The organism is Halomonas sp. GT (genome assembly GCF_002082565.1).
Lineage (GTDB): Bacteria > Pseudomonadota > Gammaproteobacteria > Pseudomonadales > Halomonadaceae > Vreelandella.
In genome coordinates this window covers 3,928,799-3,946,365 of the sequence record NZ_CP020562.1, presented here as the reverse complement: position 1 = coordinate 3,946,365, position 17,567 = coordinate 3,928,799, and the positions used below count along the sequence as shown (strand labels likewise).

Here is a 17,567-nt window from a genome sequence, read left to right as displayed (position 1 = left end):
TAACACCAAGGTGGTTACTTCTGCATGCTGTGAGGTGTCATACCAAACTGGCGCTTGAAGGCCGTGGCAAAGTTGCTGGCATGGCGATAGCCGCATGCATGGGCAGCCTGTTGCACACTAAAGCCCTTTTCTAAATCGCGGTAAGCTTTTTGCAGTCGGGAAGCGCGCAGGTGTTCAAAAATTGAGCAGCCATAATAAGAGTGAAATTTCTGACGCAGGCTGCTGGGGCTCATGGCCGCTTCTTTGGCCAATGTTTGCAGGTGATAACGCTGTTCGGGGTGCTCCGCGATTTTCTGATGCAACGCGGTGATGCAGCGTTGGTCACGCTGGGAAAGCTTGGGCGATTTAGGCTGTTGCTGGCGCTGTTCCGGTAGCCCAAGCCCCAGGAGTTGCAGCGCCAGCCCTTGCCATAATAATGATTGACGCCAAGCGGTGGGCGGTTGATCGATGGTGGTGCAAAGCGTTTTCCGTAGTGCAGTAGGTAACTGCCATACTTGAAACTGCGGGCTGTGTGGCGGTATCGGTAGCGCAAGTGGTGCCGTCGCCAATACCGCTAAGTTGACGGTGCGCAAACGTGGCTGGGCAGGCTGGCGAACGATGATTGGGTGCTGGGCATCAAAATGCGCACAAAACCCATCGCCTGCCTTTAATCGGTAGGGCGTCTCACCTAGTTGAGCACTGATCTCGCCTTCCAAAATAACGCTGATAAACCAGGGCACACTCTGATAGGAAGTAGAGGTGTAAGTGCGTTCCACCTGTAGATCAGAAAGCGTTAGATGGAGAGCCTGCGAAAGACTTACATCGTGAACATGACCTAATGCTACCGGGCCAAGAGGACTAGGTGAGTCTTCAATACGGTAGTGAATCCCAAAGCGCTGGCCAAGCTGCACAAGTGCTTGTGACGTGATTTCAGGCGTTGAAGCGCGTTGCTGCTGTGGCATCGTGGTGATAGTAATCGCGGTGAGGGCAGCTTGGTGCAGTTACCTATTCAATATGAGTTTCAATGTGGGACTGCTTTGTATGGCTGCCCTTTATTGGTGCTCAAAAGAGGTAAAAAATTATCGTACAGGCAAGATATCACCATCATACCGAATGTCAATGATAGTGATTATTATTAACAGGAAGAGTCAGCGGCAAGGAGAATTGCTTGCCGCTGGCAACAGAATGTCGCTTACGCTCAGGTATCCGCTTTAGGCGGCTGGGTGTTTTCAGTTTGAGCGCTGTGGGGCTTAGTGGGCGTTGGTGGCGCTTCTGCTTCAACCGGGGTGCTGCTTGTTGAGGTAGAGGCTTCCACCGCTGCCTCAAGGCTGGCCACTTGGCGCTCCAGGGCTTCAACGCGGGAACGGGTGCGTTGTAATACATCCATCAAAATATCAAAGTCTTCCCGTGACACCAGCTCTAGCCTGTCAAAGGCACCACGCACTACCTGCTGTACGCCTTTTTGAATATCTTCCGGGGCTTGGGACGCGTTCTGCAAACGATCCCCAATTTGCTGGGCTAAACGGCTAATGCGATCTTGAGGCGCCATCGCTCTCTCCTTAAATGACTACGCATAAATGTGCACTGCTTGCTAATAAGGATACGCAACCCGCCGTCGATACGCATGTATCGTTTGAAAATTAGCGTCTGGCCTCTTTTTATCGACGCAGTGCATCGAAATGAAGCACCTCGTTTTTATTAATGTTCTTTTATGGTGCAAGCAGGTCGTGGTGGCTGCTGCTAAGTCTTCCTTGCCACCGAGCAATCTTAATTTTTATAAAACAACCTGCTGACTTATAAGAAAAAAAAGTTGGGTGGCACGGTATGCGCATTAACGAGATAAGTAGTTAACTCGGGCGGCGCTGCCGCTACCTAATCCAGCAGGGGAGATCCGGGATGAAACTCATCACCGCTATCATCAAGCCATTCAAACTTGACGACGTTCGTGAAGCGCTCGCCGACAACGGCGTTCAGGGCATCACGGTGACTGAAGTTAAAGGCTTCGGTCGTCAGAAGGGGCATACCGAGCTGTATCGTGGGGCAGAGTATGTTGTCGATTTTCTACCCAAAGTAAAAGTAGAAGTTGCTGTCGATGATGCGCGCCTGGAAAGCGTTCTTGATGCTATTTGCAGCGCGGCCAACAGCGGCAAGATCGGCGATGGCAAGGTGTTTGTAACGCCATTAGAAGATGTGATCCGTATTCGTACTGGTGAGCGGGGCGCTGACGCCGTGTAACGCTTTCCGGCCTGCCTTTTACGTATAACTTCTCTTAATACAACGGGGAACACCTCATGAATGAGTTAGCTGATTTGAGCTATGCGCTCGATACGTTTTACTTCTTGATTTGCGGCGTGCTCGTAATGTGGATGGCCGCTGGCTTCTCAATGCTTGAAGCTGGCTTGGTTCGGTCAAAAAACACCGCCGAAATCCTGACCAAAAATATCGCGCTGTTTGCAATTGCCTGCACCATGTACTTGCTGGTGGGTTACTACATCATGTATTCCAGCAGCGCAGGTGGCTTCTTACCCAACCTTGGTTTCTTAATCGGCGCTGAAAACAGCGTGGATGCAGTGACTGCAGGCGGTGATGATGCGCCTTACTACTCAATGCGCTCTGACTTTTTCTTCCAGGTAGTGTTCGTGGCAACTGCCATGTCGATTGTGTCTGGTGCGGTTGCTGAGCGCATGAAGCTGTGGGCATTCCTGGCCTTCGCGGTGGTGATGACAGCCTTTATTTATCCAGTGTCTGGCTACTGGACATGGGGCGGCGGTTGGTTGTCTGAAGTCGGTTATTCCGATTACGCGGGTTCTGGGATTGTTCACTTAGCAGGTGCCGCGGCTGCCTTAGCGGGTGTATTGGTGCTTGGCCCACGTAAAGGTAAGTACGGTAAAGATGGGTCTATCCATGCGATTCCAGGCGCCAACATGCCGCTGGCCACACTGGGTACCTTCATTCTTTGGATGGGTTGGTTCGGTTTCAACGGTGGCTCTGAGTTGAAAATGTCCGACATCAGCTCTGCCAACAACGTTGCTCAGGTGTTTGTTAACACCAATGCGGCCGCTGCTGGTGGCGTGCTTGCCGCACTGATTCTTGCCAAACTGTGGTTCCGTAAAGCGGATCTTACCATGGCACTTAACGGTGCACTGGCTGGTCTTGTCGCGATTACTGCCGATCCTCTTTCACCCTCTGCGCTGGGCGCTGCGGTGATTGGGGCTGTGGGTGGCTTGATCGTTGTCGCTGCGATCGTCACGCTGGACAAACTGAAGCTTGATGATCCGGTCGGTGCGATCTCGGTACACGGTGTGGTGGGTATCTGGGGCGTGCTTGCGGTACCGTTGACCAATGGCGACGCTTCTTTCGGCGCACAGCTGATCGGTATTGTTGGTATCTTTGGCTGGGTATTCGTCGCGAGCCTGGTGGTATGGTTGGTGCTGAAAGCCATCATGGGCATCCGCGTCAGCGAAGAAGAAGAGTATGAAGGTGTCGATATTGCTGAGTGCGGTCTTGAAGCCTATCCCGAATTTAGCGTTAAGAAATAAGCTTACGCTAATTAAATGAGCTGGCGTGCTCTTTTGGCCTCCCTATCGGGAGGCCTTTTTGCCTTAGTGCATTCTTACAATCCATTGGCGTTGATTTTTTATTCTCTGCCTGTAGCGGTGTATGCTTAACGCTAACGGGCTTGGCTAACAGCAGTGTCCCGCCAACCTTTAATAAAAGGCCACCAAGCTAGAGGATGTCGCAATGAAATTGATCTCAGCCATTATCAAGCCGTTTAAGCTTGATGACGTACGCGAATCGCTCTCTGATATCGGCGTGCAGGGCATTACGGTAACGGAAGTGAAGGGCTTTGGCCGTCAGAAAGGTCACACAGAGCTATATCGTGGTGCAGAGTACGTGGTGGATTTCCTGCCCAAAGTAAAGCTAGAAGTTGCGGTAGATGATGATATGGCAGAACAGGTTATTGATGCCATCACGCAGGTTGCCAATACAGGCAAAATCGGCGATGGCAAAATCTTTGTTATGCCGCTGGAGCAGGTGATCCGTATTCGTACCGGTGAAACCGGTAAAGACGCGGTTTAATCGCGACGGGTGTTCACTCCCTAAAAGTTACCAAAACGCCCCGTTAAGCGGTCTGCTTAGAGGGGCGTTGCGTTTTCTTACTTGTTGGCAAACACTTTCCCTGCCTTCTATTTATTACTCTTCACTCCTTACTTTTCAACAAAGGCTCGCTCAATTACGTAATCACCCGGCTCGCCCATCCGCGGGGAAATATTCAGGCCCAGTTCGTCCAATAGTGCGCTCGTGTCGTCGAGCATGGCGGGGCTGCCGCAAATCATCGCGCGGTCTTGGCGCGGATCAATCGGCGGAAGACCGGTATCTTCAAACAGCTTGCCGCTGCGAATGTGATCGGTCAGGCGTCCCATTGTGTGGAATTCTTCACGGGTGACCGTGGGGTAGTACACCAGCTTCTCGGCAATTTCTTCGCCTAAATATTCGTGAGCAGGCAGTTCTTTGGTAATGAAGTCGGCATAGGCAAGTTCAGATACTTCGCGCACGCCATGCACCAGCACCACTTTTTCAAAGCGCTCGTACACTTCTGGGTCTTGGATCAGGCTCATGAACGGTGCAAGGCCCGTTCCGGTGGAAAGCATGTAAAGGTTTCGGCCTGGAAGTAAGTCATCGCATACCAGCGTGCCCGTAGGCTTGCGGCTGACCATAATTTGGTCGCCAACTTGAAGGTGCTGCAAGCGCGAAGTGAGCGGGCCATCGGGTACTTTGATGCTGAAAAATTCCAGATGGTCTTCATAGTTGGGGCTGGCAATGGAGTAAGCACGCATTAACGGCTTGCCGTTCACTTCCAGACCAATCATCACAAACTGACCATTTTTGAAGCGTAGGCTACGCTCGCGAGTGGTGCGGAAGCTGAACAGGGTGTCGTTCCAGTGGTGAACGCTGAGGACTTCTTCCAGGGCAAACTTGCTCATGCTAACTCCTCCAATGGGCAGAGTGGCCTAAGCCTCGTCTGCCATATTCTAAAAAAGCATAAAAGATGGCTAAATATGTTGCTGCTAATTCTAAATAAACCGGGATATATCTGTTAAGCAAATTATACTGATAACACTTATCTAAAAAATAGATATGCCGCTGAAACAAGATAGGTTGTCTCTATGCATTACACCCTGCGCCAGTTGGAAGTCTTTGTGGCCGTCGCCCAGCACGAAAGTGTTTCCCAGGCGGCGCGTGCCCTTGCCATGTCCCAATCTGCTACCAGTACGTCGCTAGCGGAGCTTGAACGTCAATTTGACTGCCAGCTTCTCGACCGCATGGGAAAACGGCTGAAGCTTAATGCATTGGGCTTTCAACTGTTGCCAAAAGCGGTAGCCCTGCTGGACAGGGCCGAAGAGGTTGAGGAACTGTTGCGCGGCCAGCAGGGCGTAGGCGCATTAGATGTGGGCGCAACGCTAACCATTGGCAACTATCTAGCAACTCTGTTGATCAGCGATTTCATGCAGCGCTACCCCGGCAGTCGGGTGCGGCTAGCGGTGCGTAACACGCGTCACATCATTGAGAGTGTACGCCAGCACTCGCTTGATTTAGGGCTGATTGAAGGGCAGTGCGACGACGATATGATTATCAGCCAACCATGGGTAGAGGATGAGCTGTGCGTATTCTGCTCGCCGCGCCACCCGTTGGCGGGTCGCGAGCATCTTGAGCTGGAACAGCTGTTGCGTGAAGACTGGATTATGCGCGAGGAGGGCTCTGGCACCCGCATGACCCTTGAGCACGCCGCTCGGCATCGGCGTAGTCGGTTTAATACCCTGTTGGAGCTTGAACATACCGAAGGTATTAAGCGGGCAGTAGAGTCCGGCCTGGGGATTGGCTGCGTTTCTAGGCTAGCACTGCGTGATGCTTTCCGGCGTGGCAGCTTAGTGCCTCTGCCAACACCGGAATTAGACTTAAAACGTCAGTTCACTTTCATCTGGCACCGCCACAAGTACCTTACCACGGGGGTACGAGAGTTCTTGCGACTTTGCCGAGAGATGACGGCGGGTGCCAAACGCAGTGATGATATTCCACTACCGCCGATTCCTTAGTCACTCAATATGATAGTCACTTAATACGATGGCAAAGCGTTGGTCGAGTTGACTATCAGAGGAGCCGAGGGGTGTTGAGACAGTTTAAAGCTGCTGATGGTACCCTTAAGATGATCAGCTTGCTCTTTCAGCTGTTCAGCGGCAGTGGTGGATTCTTCCACCATGGCAGCATTCTCCTGGGTCATACGGTCAAGTTCAGACACGGCGATGTTGATCTGTTTGATGCCATCGCTCTGCTCACTTGTGGCGGAATTGATTTCTTCCAACACATCGGTGACGCGAGTGATATGAGCGACGATGTCTTGCATGGTTGCGCCCGCGTTTTGCACTAATGCAGTACCGTTATTCACTCTGCTTTGTGAGTCTTCAATGAGTTTTTGAATATCGTTGGCGGCTTCACTACTGCGTCCTGCTAATTTCCGTACTTCATCAGCAACTACGGCAAAACCACGGCCATGTTCCCCTGCCCGGGCGGCTTCTACGGATGCATTGAGGGCCAATAAATTGGTTTGGAACGCAATACTGTTCATTAGCGTGACGATTTCGCCAATTTTATGGGAGGCCTGGGAAATGTCTTCCATCGTGGTAACCACATTGGCGACCACTTGCCCTCCTTCTTTCGCTACTTTCGAGGCCGTATGGGAGAGCTTGTTGGCTTCTTGGGCCGAGGCGGCGGTGTGCTCCACAGTGCTCGTTATCTGCTCTACTGAGGCAGAGGTCTGCTGCAGGCTAGAAGCCGCGTTATCGGTACGCCGGGATAGATCCTGGCCGCCCAGTGCAATTTCGTTAGCGGCATGGTGCACCGAGTCGCTACTGGTGCGTACATCAACCAATACCGCTTCCATTTTGCCCACAAAACGGTTGAAGGCACCGCAAATCTGAGCCACTTCATCACGGCCCTGTTCGGGAAGTCGGCGGGTTAGATCGCCTTCACCGCTGGCAATATCATCCAGGGCATCACGAGCCCGTTCTAGGCCAGCGAAAGTATGCTTGAGCCACAGGCTCAACAGCAGAGCTGTGACAGCAATGATGGCGATTAGCGTAAACAATGACGACTTGAGGATGGCACGCAGCCCTGCAGTGGCTTCATGCTCATCTAGCGCCACGCCGAGTTCCCAGTCGGTTCCTGCAATCGGGGTCACTGAGAGTCGCTTATCCAGGCCGCCGACTTCGATAGGCTCCCAAGCGTCTTGCGCAGTGCTCAGCTGTTCGATGGCCGCAGGGGACAAGGTGTCGCTAATTCGACTCAGCGGTTTGAGCGTCAGTGCAGTGTCGGGGTGGGCAATCACTGTTTCACCTTTGCTACTTAGAAAGGCAAAACTCGAAGGCGTTGGCCGAATAGCGTTGACCTGACTGACAAGGTTGTTGATGACGACATCGCCGCCGATCACCCCATATAAACGGCCATTACGCTTAACTGGTGTAGCAAAGGTAACCACTAGCTGATTGCTATTAGCGTCCACGTAAGGCAACGAGACGATAGTACGATCCTGCTTTGTTGCTGCTTGGTACCAGTCACGTTGACGTGGATCATAATCACTGCCAGGTACCCAGCCATCGGACGAAAGGTGGCTACCATCGGATTGGCCGTAAAAGGCCGCTAGGAAACCGCCTGACTCTGCTAACTGGACAAGTGGCGCAAGCGGGTCGTTATCGAGCACGGGTGCGCGCGCTGCTTCTAGTATGGCGGCTCGGGCATCAATCCACTCCTCAATTGCTAGGGCGTTACCCTGCGCAATAGAGGCCAACTGCCGAGTTACCTGCTGGTCATTATGTGTTTGCAGGGTCAGGTAGCTGACTGAGGCATTAATAGCCAGTGCTAGCGTAATTACCAGTAACGTGATGATGAGAATACGCAAGCGTAGGGACGACAGCATGAATATAGTCTCGCTATTTAGGAAAGCTAAGGCCTGAAATAGACCACTTTGTATGTACTATCTGTTACGTACTATCTGTTACGTACTATCTGATAGGTACTATCTGCAGCCCTACTATCGGCACCAATGAATACGACTTTAGGCGTATGCTTAATATCGTGTTGTTATCGGTTCGTAAGTGGGAAAACACGCACTGAAGTAAACGGAGCTAAGGCAGGGTGGATAACGAGGTGGGCCTCGAAATGAGGCCTGGCAGGCTAAGGACCGCCGGAGCCCAGCGTAGCGATAAACCTCCGCTACTACCGATCCCCTGGCGGCCTGATTTTATAGTAGGTTAGTACTGTGCCAGCGCTGGCGCAGGCAGTGTGCGCTGGCCCTGTGTATGGCGGCTGTCATGTGCTTCAAGCGTGAACCCACCCACCAGTGCATCGAGCCGGTCCGCCTGATCTTTAAGCTGTTCGGCGGCGGTGGTGGACTCTTGTACTAGGGCTGCGTTTTGCTGAGTCATCTGGTCTAGATCGGTAACGGCAATGCTTACCTGACTAATACCGTCGTTTTGCTCTCGCGCGGCCGTACTGATATCGCCCAGCATTTGAGTAACACGCGTCACGCTTTGAGCCAGTTCATGCATAGCGGCTTCGGCATCGCGCACCATTTGTGTGCCGCTTTCTACCTTACCGGCTGAGGCATCAATACGTTGGCGAATATCTTTGGCGGCGTCGCTGCTGCGCGAGGCGAGTTTACGTACCTCATCAGCCACGACGGCAAAACCACGACCATGCTCCCCAGCACGGGCAGCTTCTACGGATGCGTTTAGCGCCAGTAGGTTAGTCTGGAAAGCGATGCCATCAATGACGCTGACAATGCTCTGAATTTCATCAGAGTTGGTGCGAATATCCGTCATCGTGGCGACCACCTGTTCAAATGCACTGTCAGTGCGGGACGCTAGCTCCGAGGCTGTTTGGGAAAGCCCGCTGGCTTCCTGTGAGGCGTGAGTGGTGTGACCAACGGTACTGCTGATCTCTTCCATGGCTGAAGAGGTCTGTTGCAGGCTGGCAGCGGCCTGTTCGGTACGCCGTGAAAGATCGTGCCCTCCTTGGGTAATCTCATTGGCTGCATGGTTGACTGCTTCGCTGCTGCGCCGTACATCCAGCAAGATGGTTTGGATTTTCTCCGCGAAGGCATTGAACTGTTCTGCTACCGCTGCGCTCTCGTCGCGGCCATGAACTGGCAAGCGTTGGGTAAGGTCACCATGTCCTGTCGCGATTTCTTCCATTCGGTTGGCTAAGCGTTTAAGAGGGCGTGCGATTCGTCCACCAATCCACCACAGTGCACCGACACCAATGGCTGCCAGCAGTAGGCCTACCAGTGTCATGCCGAGCGTGTTTTGTTGGCGCTGCTCACTAAGTACGTCTTGCAAGGCGTTCAGTTCGGCCAGTACCACTGACTCGGGGAGCTGCAGTATCAGCACCCAGGGCTGATCCGTGTTGCCAAGGGTGATAGGCTGATAACGCTGGAGCATGCCGTCGGCCATGCTGCTGTGTAGGCTGTCCTGCGTTGTTGCCTGCTCAATACCTGCCAATAGCGTGTCACTTAGCGAATCGCTAGCGGGCAAGCCCAGGGCTTCTTCGCCAGCGGTATCTGCTACCAAACCACCACGTCCCGCCACCAGTGTCATCCGTCCAGCGCCGTTATAAAGCGCCTGGTTAGCATCGCTTAACAGGGTTTGGATAAAGTTAAGCGCCAAATCAATCCCCGCCACTCCACGAAATTCGCCATCCACCAAAATTGGCGCATTGAACGAGGTGACTAGCTGGGTTTCGCCGCCAAAGTCGTAAGCTGCGGGGTCGATAATACAAGGCGCTAAGGTTTCGCGCGGACACAGGTAATACTCGCCTTCGCGCACGCCGCTGGCTAGGCGCGTTTCGCTTTCCATGTCCTCACCTAGCGGTAGTATCGCCAGCTCGCCATCATCGGTGCGGTACCACCAGGGCATAAAGCGGCCGCTTCCGTCATGGCCGTAGCGCTCGTCACCCGCGTAGCGGGCGTCATCTCCAAAGGCGTTGGGCTCCCAGCCGATATAGGCATCCAATAGATCAGGATTATCGGCGACGGTTTGACGGACAAGATTCGAGAGCTGTCGGCGGCTTAAGTACAGCGCGCGTTGGCCTTCTGCATCTTCCATGCCCATTAACGCATTGGTCGTGGCTAGTTGGCTGGCCAGCGTCATCGCTTTGTCCAGCTCGCGCTGAATGCGTTGGCCTTCCGCATCGGCAATGGCGTTTAAGCGGGCATCTAGCGCGCCTTCCATGAGCTCACTGGTGTGGTCATCCACGGTTTGTTGGGTGTGAGCGGCGGCGATCAAGTTATACACCACCATGGCGGCCACGATGGCTAACAGGCAAGGGCCTGCTAGTGCCACGACAAAAGAGCGTAACGAGCGAAAATGCATAGTGTAATCCCTAGGCGATATGGCGACGTTGGCTGTCAGGTGCTTGATAGGGCACTTGCAAAGCAGGTGTAGCGGTGTGGGACAGCTTAAAACTGCTGATAGTCCCCGCGAGATGTTCAGCTTGCTCTTTTAATTGCTCGGCGGCGGTGGTGGACTCCTCAACCATCGCGGCGTTTTCCTGGGTCATGCGATCAAGCTCGGCAACGGCGATATTGACTTGATGAATGCCGTCGCTCTGCTCGCTGGTGGCTGCGTTAATCTCCTCCAGCACATCGGTAACGCGGGTGATATGGGAAACAATATCCTGCATCGTCGCCCCCGCATTTTGTACCAGAGAAGTGCCATTGTTGACTTTGGTTTGCGAGTCTTCGATTAGCTTTTGAATATCGTTAGCAGCATCGCTACTGCGCCCCGCCAGTTTGCGGACCTCGTCGGCCACCACGGCAAAGCCGCGGCCATGTTCACCTGCTCGAGCCGCTTCCACGGAGGCGTTGAGTGCCAGCAGATTAGTTTGGAAGGCAATGCTGTTCATTAACGTGACAATTTCACCAATTTTATTAGAGGCTTGAGAAATGTCTTCCATTGTTGTGACGACGTTAGCCACCACTTGACCGCCTTCCTTTGCGACGTTTGATGCTGCATGGGAGAGCTGGTTGGCTTCCTGGGCGGACGCGGCGGTGTGTTGAACGGTGCTGGTAATTTCCTCAATTGACGCTGACGTTTGCTGCAGGCTTGCAGCCGCGTTATCGGTACGGCGCGATAAATCCTGACCACCCATGGCAATTTCGTTGGCCGCGTGATGAACCGCTTCACTGCTCGTGCGGACATCAACCAACACGGCTTCCATTTTGCCGACAAAACGGTTGAACGCCTGAGCAATTTGAGTCACTTCATCGTTGCCTTCTTCTGGCAGGCGTTGGGTTAAATCGCCATCTCCCGAGGCAATGTTATCCATCGCATTACGCACGCCAAGCAGTCGACGAAGCATTAATGACAGCAGCACACCAAATATAACAGCGGTGATGGCCGCGACAATCAACAGGGTAATAATTGAGGTGGTCGCAATGGCACGCAGGCCTGCGGTGGCTTCGTGTTCATCAAGCGCCACCACTAACTGCCAACCACTGCTGCCGCCCACTGTGCTGCCCATGAGCAGCTTGCCACTGTTTTGCAGCTCAAGCGCTTGAGGCTCTTCGGCTTGAATAATTCTAGCCAAGCTGTCGTTAGTTAGGTCGCTGCTCAGCACAGAGGATGGCTCAAGCGTTAACTCGGGGTCAGGGTGTGCCACCAGCGTGCCATCTTCTGTCGTCAAAAAACCAAAGCTTGAAGGTGTCGGGGCGATACTGGCCACAATATCAATAACATCTTCAATGGTGATGTCTGCGCCAATGACAGCAGCGAGCTGTCCGTTACGGTAGAAGGGGCGTGCAAAGGTAACGATTAACCCCCCTGTTTGGGCGTCGACATAAGGCGCTGTGATAATGGTGTCTTTGGCGTTGGCAGCGTCTTGATACCAGGGGCGTTGGCGAGGGTCATAATCACTAGGCGGCTGCCAGTTATCAGAAAAAACAGCATCAGACGTAGAGGGATAAGCCATATAGGCAGTCATGAAACTGCCGGAATCAGCCAACTGACGTAAGGCGACAAGCGGGTCGCTGCTGCTGACGGCATCATCCATGCTGGCCAGCATGGTATAGCGAGCGTTAAACCACTCATTAATCGCCTGAGTGTTACCGTTAACAACGGCACTGAGATTGCGGCTTATTTGTTGAGTGTTGTGATGTTTGACGGTGGTGTAGCTGGCTATGCCATTAATGATGAGGGCTACAATAATGGCCGTGAGGGCGGCTAGTAAGATGCGGGCTCGTAGGGAGGAAAACATGGTCGCTCTCTAAATCGTCAGGGGTCAGACGACTATCGGCAAGAGCGACCATTTCTTTAGCAGAAAAGCGTGCTTAGACGAAAAGCGTGGGTGGCGTAAAGAGCATTAGCGTAAGTCGCTAACGGCGTGTTGAATATCGGTCAGGGACGCTTTGCTCAAATCTTTTGAAAGCGTGTGAATGACCAACTTATGGGTGGGGTTATCGAGTTTTTCTCGCAGTAGCCCAAGAAATTTCGGCGGTGCGACCATAATAAGCTTTTCCATGCTGTTATCGACGCGTGCGCCATATAAGCGCTTGGCGACTTCTTTGGCAAATAACTCATTTTCATGCTGCGAGGCAGCGCCCTCTTCTCCAGACGAGCGCGATGACGTTGACGTAGATTCATGAACATCGGCACCGCGGCGATCGGTGATTAAATCACCTTCGTGCAGCCTGCCTGCTGCGTGTACAAGGCTCTCAAGCTCAGTGAGATTCAACGCATCACGGGTGAAAATACGCGCGCGGGCGGCGTCAGCTACCACGATATAGGTGGTCATCGTCGTACGTCCTCCTTGTCGTTAGTTACCCTCTAACCATGGCAAGCATTTGCCGTTTGGTCAAACACTTGCGTAGCGTTAGAGCCTCTTTGCGAGCGTTAAAGTACTGTGTGTTAAAGTACTGTGTGAATTTAAAGCACTTTGCTGCGTAGCAGGCTAGTAATGGCTTCGCCAATCAGTACTAAGATGATAATCGCGATCAAAATGGTGGCGACCGTCGGCCAGGCAAAGGTGTCGATAGCGCCTTGAAGAATCACACCAATGCCGCCTGCGCCAACGAGTCCTAGCACGGTGGATTCACGGATATTAATATCCCAGCGCAAAATCACAATGGCAAAAAAGGCTGGCATCACCTGGGGCACAATGGCGTAGGCAACCACTTTTGCCTTGGAGGCACCGGTCGCTTCCATCGCTTCCACCGGTCGCCGGTCGATTTCTTCAATCGCCTCACCCATTAACTTGCCGATAAAGCCAATTGAGCGAAACACAATCGCTAAAATCCCTGCCAGCACGCCGGGGCCAAAAATAGCCACAAATAACAGCGCCCATATAATCGTATTCACCGAGCGGCTTGATACTAGAATAAAGCGCCCTAGCCACAGGCAAACACGATTGGGAGTGGTGTTCTGTGCGGCGATATAGGCGACCGGCAAGGCGAGAAAAATAGTCAGAAATGTGGCTAATGTTGCAATGTGCACTGTTTCGAGTAGCGCGTTCAGAATATTGCTTAGCCCGGCAGCGCTGGGTGGCCACATGCGCGCACCCAAGTTAGACATTTGATTGGGAGCGTCCCATACCCAGGGCCAGAAAATATCAATATCGCGAACCGCCCAGAACACCAGCATTAACGTGCCCAGCAGCACGGCGTAGCGGATGAGCCGCTCTTTACGGTCGTAGCGATGCCAAACGCGGTCGGCAAGTTGCTGTGCGTGATCTACCATATTTTTTTCCTCACCCAGCCGCTGATGCCTTCACTAAGCAAAATAACCGCGATAATGACCAGCAGAATCGCAAAGGCGAAGTCGTAATCATAACGACCAAAGGCATTCATTAACGTGCCACCGATACCGCCTGCACCGACGATCCCAACCACCGCAGAGGCGCGAAGATTGCTATCAAGCTGGTACATCGACAGGCCGACCTGGCGGGGTAATATTTGAGGAAAGACGGCGTAATACAACGTAGCAATGTAGCCTGCACCCGCCGCTCGCATGGCTTCTACCTGCCCCCAATCAATCTCTTCGATCTCTTCTGCTAACAACTTTCCAACAAAACCGATGGAGTAGAGAGTCAGCGTTAAAATTCCTGCCAGTGGCCCAAACCCAACGGCCGCCACGAATAAGATGGCCACAATAACGGGGTGGAAGCTGCGCGAGATAATAATGACCGCGCGGCCAATAACGTAAATGGGCATTGGTGCAATGTTACGAGCGGCCATCACCGCAAACGGTATCGATAGGAAAACGCCTAGCAATGTGGCGAGAATGGCAATTTGGAAGCTCTCTTTAAAACCTGTCAGCAGCAACTCGTATCGTTCCAAGCTGGGTGGGAAGCCTCCGCTAAAGATGCGCGCTGCCCGCGGTAAGCCTTCTGAAATGCGCGCCCAATTAAACGGTAAAGAACCGAAAGCCCACACCAGATAAATCGCTGCGACAATAAAAATGCCGTAACGGATGACGGGATTGGCAATAAAAGGCGGCTTTTTCCAGGTGCGCGGGGGAGAAGGGGAGTCAGACGGCGTCATGTCGTGGCTCCTCTGCACGGGCATCGGGCTGCTCGGTAATGGCATCGTCAGGCGCTTCAATACCTCCATAAATGGCATCAAGCGCGTCTTTATTAAAGTCCGCAGGCACTCCATCAAAAATCATCTTGCCGTGGCGTAAGCCGACAATGCGCTCAGTGTAGGTTTTTGCTTGCGCAACGTTGTGAATATTGATCAATACCGGTAGCGAAAGCTCACTGGCAAGGCTCTGCAGCAGTATCATGATCTGCTCGGACGTGCGCGGGTCGAGCGATGCCGTTGGCTCGTCGGCCAGCAGCAGGTCGGGTTCTTGCATTAATGCCCGTACCACCCCGACACGCTGGCGCTCACCGCCGGAAAGCTCATCGGCTCGTTTATTGGCGTAATGAGCAATCCCAACACGCTCCATGAGAGTAAACGCGCGCTCTATATCGGCTTGGGGATAGCGACGTGAAATTGCTTGATAGAGATTAACGTAGCCAAGTCGTCCAGCAAGTACATTCTCCATGACGGTGAGACGGTCAAGTAAGTTAAATCCCTGGAAAACCATGCCAATTTTGCGTCGAGCGCGGCGTAATTCAGCGCCTTTCACCTTAACCAGTTCGGCGCCGTTGAGTTTGATAGAGCCCGATGTGGGTTCTACTAACCGATTGATACAGCGAAGCATGGTGCTTTTACCAGCACCGGACGCGCCGACAATAGAAACAACGCTGTTGTCCTCTACCTTAAGGTCGAGCCCTTTCAGCACTGCCTCGTTGTGGCCATAACGTTTGACCAGATTCGTAATTTCCAGCATGTGATTGTTTCCATCGAAAGGCGAATAATTGCGCCGCCGGGGGCGGCGCAATCGCTGTTACTCCAGGTTTTCTCGTGTATAGCTCACGTCATTAGCCGCCTGGATGGTACGAATCACTTGCCAGTTATCTTTGTAATTAATCGGAATAAACTTTTCGACGCCTTCAAACTCTTCGCCAAGCTCGGTGCCAACAAAATCGAAGGTAAAGAAGGCTTCCTCGATTTTTTCTACAAGGTCCGGGTGTAAGTTATGGGCATAGTTATAGGAGGTAGTGGGGAATCGGTCAGATTCGTAGATCAGACGTACATCTTCCTCATCGTAAAGACCACGTGCTGCCATGCGCTCGACTACTTCAGAAGCAACCGGCGCGGCATCGTAATCCCGAGCGACTACGCCCAGCATCGATTGGTCGTGGCTGCCCGAGTAAACAACGTCGTAGTCTTCTTCGGGTGTAATGCCAAGCTCTGGCAGTAAGGCACGCGGCGCTAGATTACCGGAGTTGGACGTTGGTGAGGTGTGGGCAACACGCTTGCCCTTGAGATCTTCCAGGCTCTCAATGTCTGAGTCTACGTGAGTAAATAGCTGCAGGGTGTAGCCGAACTGGCCGTCATCTGACCCCATTAATGCGAAGGGTACCGCGCCTGCCAAGTTAACGGCAAAGGGAGTAGGGCCGGTTGAGAAGCCGGCAATGTGTAAGCGCCCGCTCCGCATGGCTTCCACTTGTGCGGCATTAGATTGAACAGCAAAGAAGCGCACGTCGCGTTCGGTAACGTCCGATAGATGATCAATAAAGGGTTGCCAGATATCCGAATAAATGGCCGGATCTTCTACCGGTGTATAAGCAAAAATAAGGGTGTCTGGATTTGCCCACTCTGACTCATCGCTTGGCCGATCAGCCACCATGTCGCCGTTTTCATCGCAGTACAGTGAATCCAGGTCGCCGCGCTCGCATTCTGCGAAGGCATGGGTAGAGAGGAGTGCGAAGGGGAGCAGTGATGCAGCCGCTAGCATGGCAAGCGGGCGCTTGCAGAAACGTGATGTTTCCATAGTTAGCCTCTTATGTGCGTTATTTTTGTGTTGTGCTATCCACTATTGAGTTCAGTGCTTCTTTTGCTTCGTGTGCGTTTCGCAAGTGGACATTTGTAGCGCTAGATGTTTATTTTTCGAAAACGATCTCTTTCAATCTAGGATTTGTTACAAAGATATGTCAAACACTTTCACAGCCACCTTCTACCATTGGCGAAATCGCTATCTTTTGATGCGCCATGGCCATAGCCAAGCGAACGAACAAGGCCTCATTATTAGTTCGCCTGGGCGTGGGCTCTCCGACTTCGGCTTGTCACCTCTGGGCGAAGAGCAGCTCTCAACCGTCATTGAGCAATGGCGTTGGCCGACGCCCACCAAGGTGGTGCACTCGGACTTTTTGCGGACAACACAAACCGCTGATCGAGTCGCTAAAGCGTTTGGCTTAACGCTGGAGAAAGAGGAGCGCCTTCGTGAGCGCTACTTTGGTGAGCTCGATGGCCAATCGGATCGGCATTACCCTGACGTATGGGCGTTAGATGCCCAGGATGCTGGCCATCAACAGCATCAGGTGGAGGCGGTAAGTCACGTCGCCAAGCGTATGTGCGCAGTTGTTGAGCAGCTGGAGCGTCGCTGCGAAGGCGAGACGGTGTTGGTGGTGAGTCATGGCGACCCGTTACAGATACTGCTCACAGCGCTCGCCAATAAACCGCTAACGCAACACCGAGAGCAGCCTGCCCTGCAGCCTGCCAGCATTACCCCGCTGGGGAGTTAGTCGGTTTTGGGTGAGGGTGCTGGTGAGGGTGGGATCCAGGCAATCATATCCACTTCTACATCGGCCCCGCCGGCAAGACCGGTGACGCCAATACAGGTGCGGGTTGGCAGCGGCTGTTTGAAGTAGCTGGCATACACGCGATTAACCTCGTCAAAGTGGCCCATATTGGTAATAAATACGCGTGACTGCACGACGTATTCAAAGCGACTGCCCACTTCTTCCAACACGATGGCTAGGTTTTGCATGACGCGATGAGTTTGTTCGGTAAAGGTGCCCAACAGCATTTCGTTGGTTTCAGGTACGGTGGGCATCTGGCCGGTAATAAATACCAAATCGCCCACTCGGCAAGCGTGCGAAAAGGGAGCAATCGGCTGTGGGGCGCGGTCAATAAATAGCTTTTCCATCTTGAA

At 52.9% G+C, this 17,567-nt stretch carries 17 protein-coding genes; 5 read left to right on the top strand and 12 right to left on the bottom strand.

The genetic code is table 11. The annotated features are described in order from the left end of the window. Nucleotides 1-14: 14 nt before the first annotated feature. Entirely contained in the window at nt 15-941 is a 927-nt protein-coding gene (locus tag B6A39_RS17835) for an AraC family transcriptional regulator (protein ID WP_083007645.1), read from the bottom strand. 236 nt (nt 942-1,177) lie between these two features. Continuing rightward, the gene (locus tag B6A39_RS17830) at nt 1,178-1,528 is read right to left on the bottom strand and encodes an accessory factor UbiK family protein (RefSeq protein WP_083007644.1); all 351 of its coding nucleotides are present in this window, start codon (nt 1,526-1,528) and stop codon (nt 1,178-1,180) included. Nucleotides 1,529-1,875: 347 nt separating this feature from the next. On the opposite strand from B6A39_RS17830, the gene B6A39_RS17825 reads away from it, so the two are divergent. The 3 genes from B6A39_RS17825 (at nt 1,876) to glnK (ending at nt 4,059) form a co-directional block, all read left to right on the top strand. Beyond that, entirely contained in the window at nt 1,876-2,214 is a 339-nt protein-coding gene (locus B6A39_RS17825; protein ID WP_007112359.1) for a P-II family nitrogen regulator, read from the top strand. Between the two features lie 56 nt (nt 2,215-2,270). Further along, complete coding sequence (locus B6A39_RS17820; protein WP_083007643.1) at nt 2,271-3,518, top strand: ammonium transporter; 1,248 nt, start codon at nt 2,271-2,273, stop codon at nt 3,516-3,518. 202 nt (nt 3,519-3,720) lie between these two features. Further along, nucleotides 3,721-4,059 (top strand): P-II family nitrogen regulator, encoded by a 339-nt coding sequence (gene glnK / locus B6A39_RS17815; protein WP_009098335.1) that lies wholly within the window; start codon nt 3,721-3,723, stop codon nt 4,057-4,059. 128 nt (nt 4,060-4,187) lie between these two features. On the opposite strand, the gene B6A39_RS17810 is transcribed toward glnK, so the two are convergent. Then, nucleotides 4,188-4,964, bottom strand: coding sequence for a ferredoxin--NADP reductase (locus B6A39_RS17810; RefSeq protein ID WP_038479478.1), 777 nt, complete (start codon nt 4,962-4,964; stop codon nt 4,188-4,190). A 183-nt stretch (nt 4,965-5,147) separates the two neighbouring features. Between B6A39_RS17810 and B6A39_RS17805 the strand changes: the two genes are divergently transcribed. Continuing rightward, nucleotides 5,148-6,074: a LysR family transcriptional regulator gene (locus tag B6A39_RS17805; protein WP_009723195.1), complete on the top strand. Its 927-nt coding sequence runs from the start codon at nt 5,148-5,150 to the stop codon at nt 6,072-6,074. Nucleotides 6,075-6,094: 20 nt separating this feature from the next. Here the strand turns inward: B6A39_RS17805 and B6A39_RS17800 are convergent, their stop codons facing one another. From B6A39_RS17800 to phnD, 8 genes are all read right to left on the bottom strand, one after another. Next, a complete protein-coding gene (locus B6A39_RS17800) occupies nt 6,095-7,951 on the bottom strand; it encodes a methyl-accepting chemotaxis protein (RefSeq protein WP_083007642.1) in 1,857 nt (618 codons plus the stop codon). 334 nt (nt 7,952-8,285) lie between these two features. Then, the gene (locus B6A39_RS17795) at nt 8,286-10,403 is read right to left on the bottom strand and encodes a methyl-accepting chemotaxis protein (protein WP_083007641.1); all 2,118 of its coding nucleotides are present in this window, start codon (nt 10,401-10,403) and stop codon (nt 8,286-8,288) included. A 10-nt stretch (nt 10,404-10,413) separates the two neighbouring features. Then, complete coding sequence (locus B6A39_RS17790) at nt 10,414-12,285, bottom strand: methyl-accepting chemotaxis protein (RefSeq protein ID WP_083007640.1); 1,872 nt, start codon at nt 12,283-12,285, stop codon at nt 10,414-10,416. A gap of 105 nt (nt 12,286-12,390) precedes the next feature. Further along, complete coding sequence (locus tag B6A39_RS17785; protein ID WP_083007639.1) at nt 12,391-12,822, bottom strand: host attachment protein; 432 nt, start codon at nt 12,820-12,822, stop codon at nt 12,391-12,393. A 131-nt stretch (nt 12,823-12,953) separates the two neighbouring features. Next, nucleotides 12,954-13,763: a phosphonate ABC transporter, permease protein PhnE gene (phnE, locus tag B6A39_RS17780; RefSeq protein ID WP_083007638.1), complete on the bottom strand. Its 810-nt coding sequence runs from the start codon at nt 13,761-13,763 to the stop codon at nt 12,954-12,956. Next, nucleotides 13,757-14,566, bottom strand: a complete 810-nt coding sequence (gene phnE / locus B6A39_RS17775; protein WP_083007637.1) for a phosphonate ABC transporter, permease protein PhnE — start codon at nt 14,564-14,566, stop codon at nt 13,757-13,759. The genes phnE (B6A39_RS17780) and phnE (B6A39_RS17775) overlap by 7 nt, the downstream gene beginning before the upstream one ends. After that, the gene (gene phnC, locus B6A39_RS17770) at nt 14,553-15,359 is read right to left on the bottom strand and encodes a phosphonate ABC transporter ATP-binding protein (protein WP_083007636.1); all 807 of its coding nucleotides are present in this window, start codon (nt 15,357-15,359) and stop codon (nt 14,553-14,555) included. Before phnC ends, phnE (B6A39_RS17775) begins: the two co-directional genes overlap by 14 nt. 57 nt (nt 15,360-15,416) lie before the next feature. Continuing rightward, complete coding sequence (gene phnD / locus B6A39_RS17765) at nt 15,417-16,406, bottom strand: phosphate/phosphite/phosphonate ABC transporter substrate-binding protein (RefSeq protein ID WP_083007635.1); 990 nt, start codon at nt 16,404-16,406, stop codon at nt 15,417-15,419. 157 nt (nt 16,407-16,563) lie between these two features. Between phnD and B6A39_RS17760 the strand changes: the two genes are divergently transcribed. After that, nucleotides 16,564-17,157 (top strand): histidine phosphatase family protein, encoded by a 594-nt coding sequence (locus tag B6A39_RS17760; protein ID WP_083007634.1) that lies wholly within the window; start codon nt 16,564-16,566, stop codon nt 17,155-17,157. On the opposite strand, the gene B6A39_RS17755 is transcribed toward B6A39_RS17760, so the two are convergent. Next, nucleotides 17,154-17,561 carry a RidA family protein gene (locus tag B6A39_RS17755; RefSeq protein ID WP_038479447.1) on the bottom strand — a complete coding sequence of 136 codons (408 nt, stop codon included), beginning with the start codon at nt 17,559-17,561 and terminating at the stop codon, nt 17,154-17,156. The two genes, B6A39_RS17760 and B6A39_RS17755, sit on opposite strands and share 4 nt — an antisense overlap. Nucleotides 17,562-17,567 lie beyond the last annotated feature (6 nt).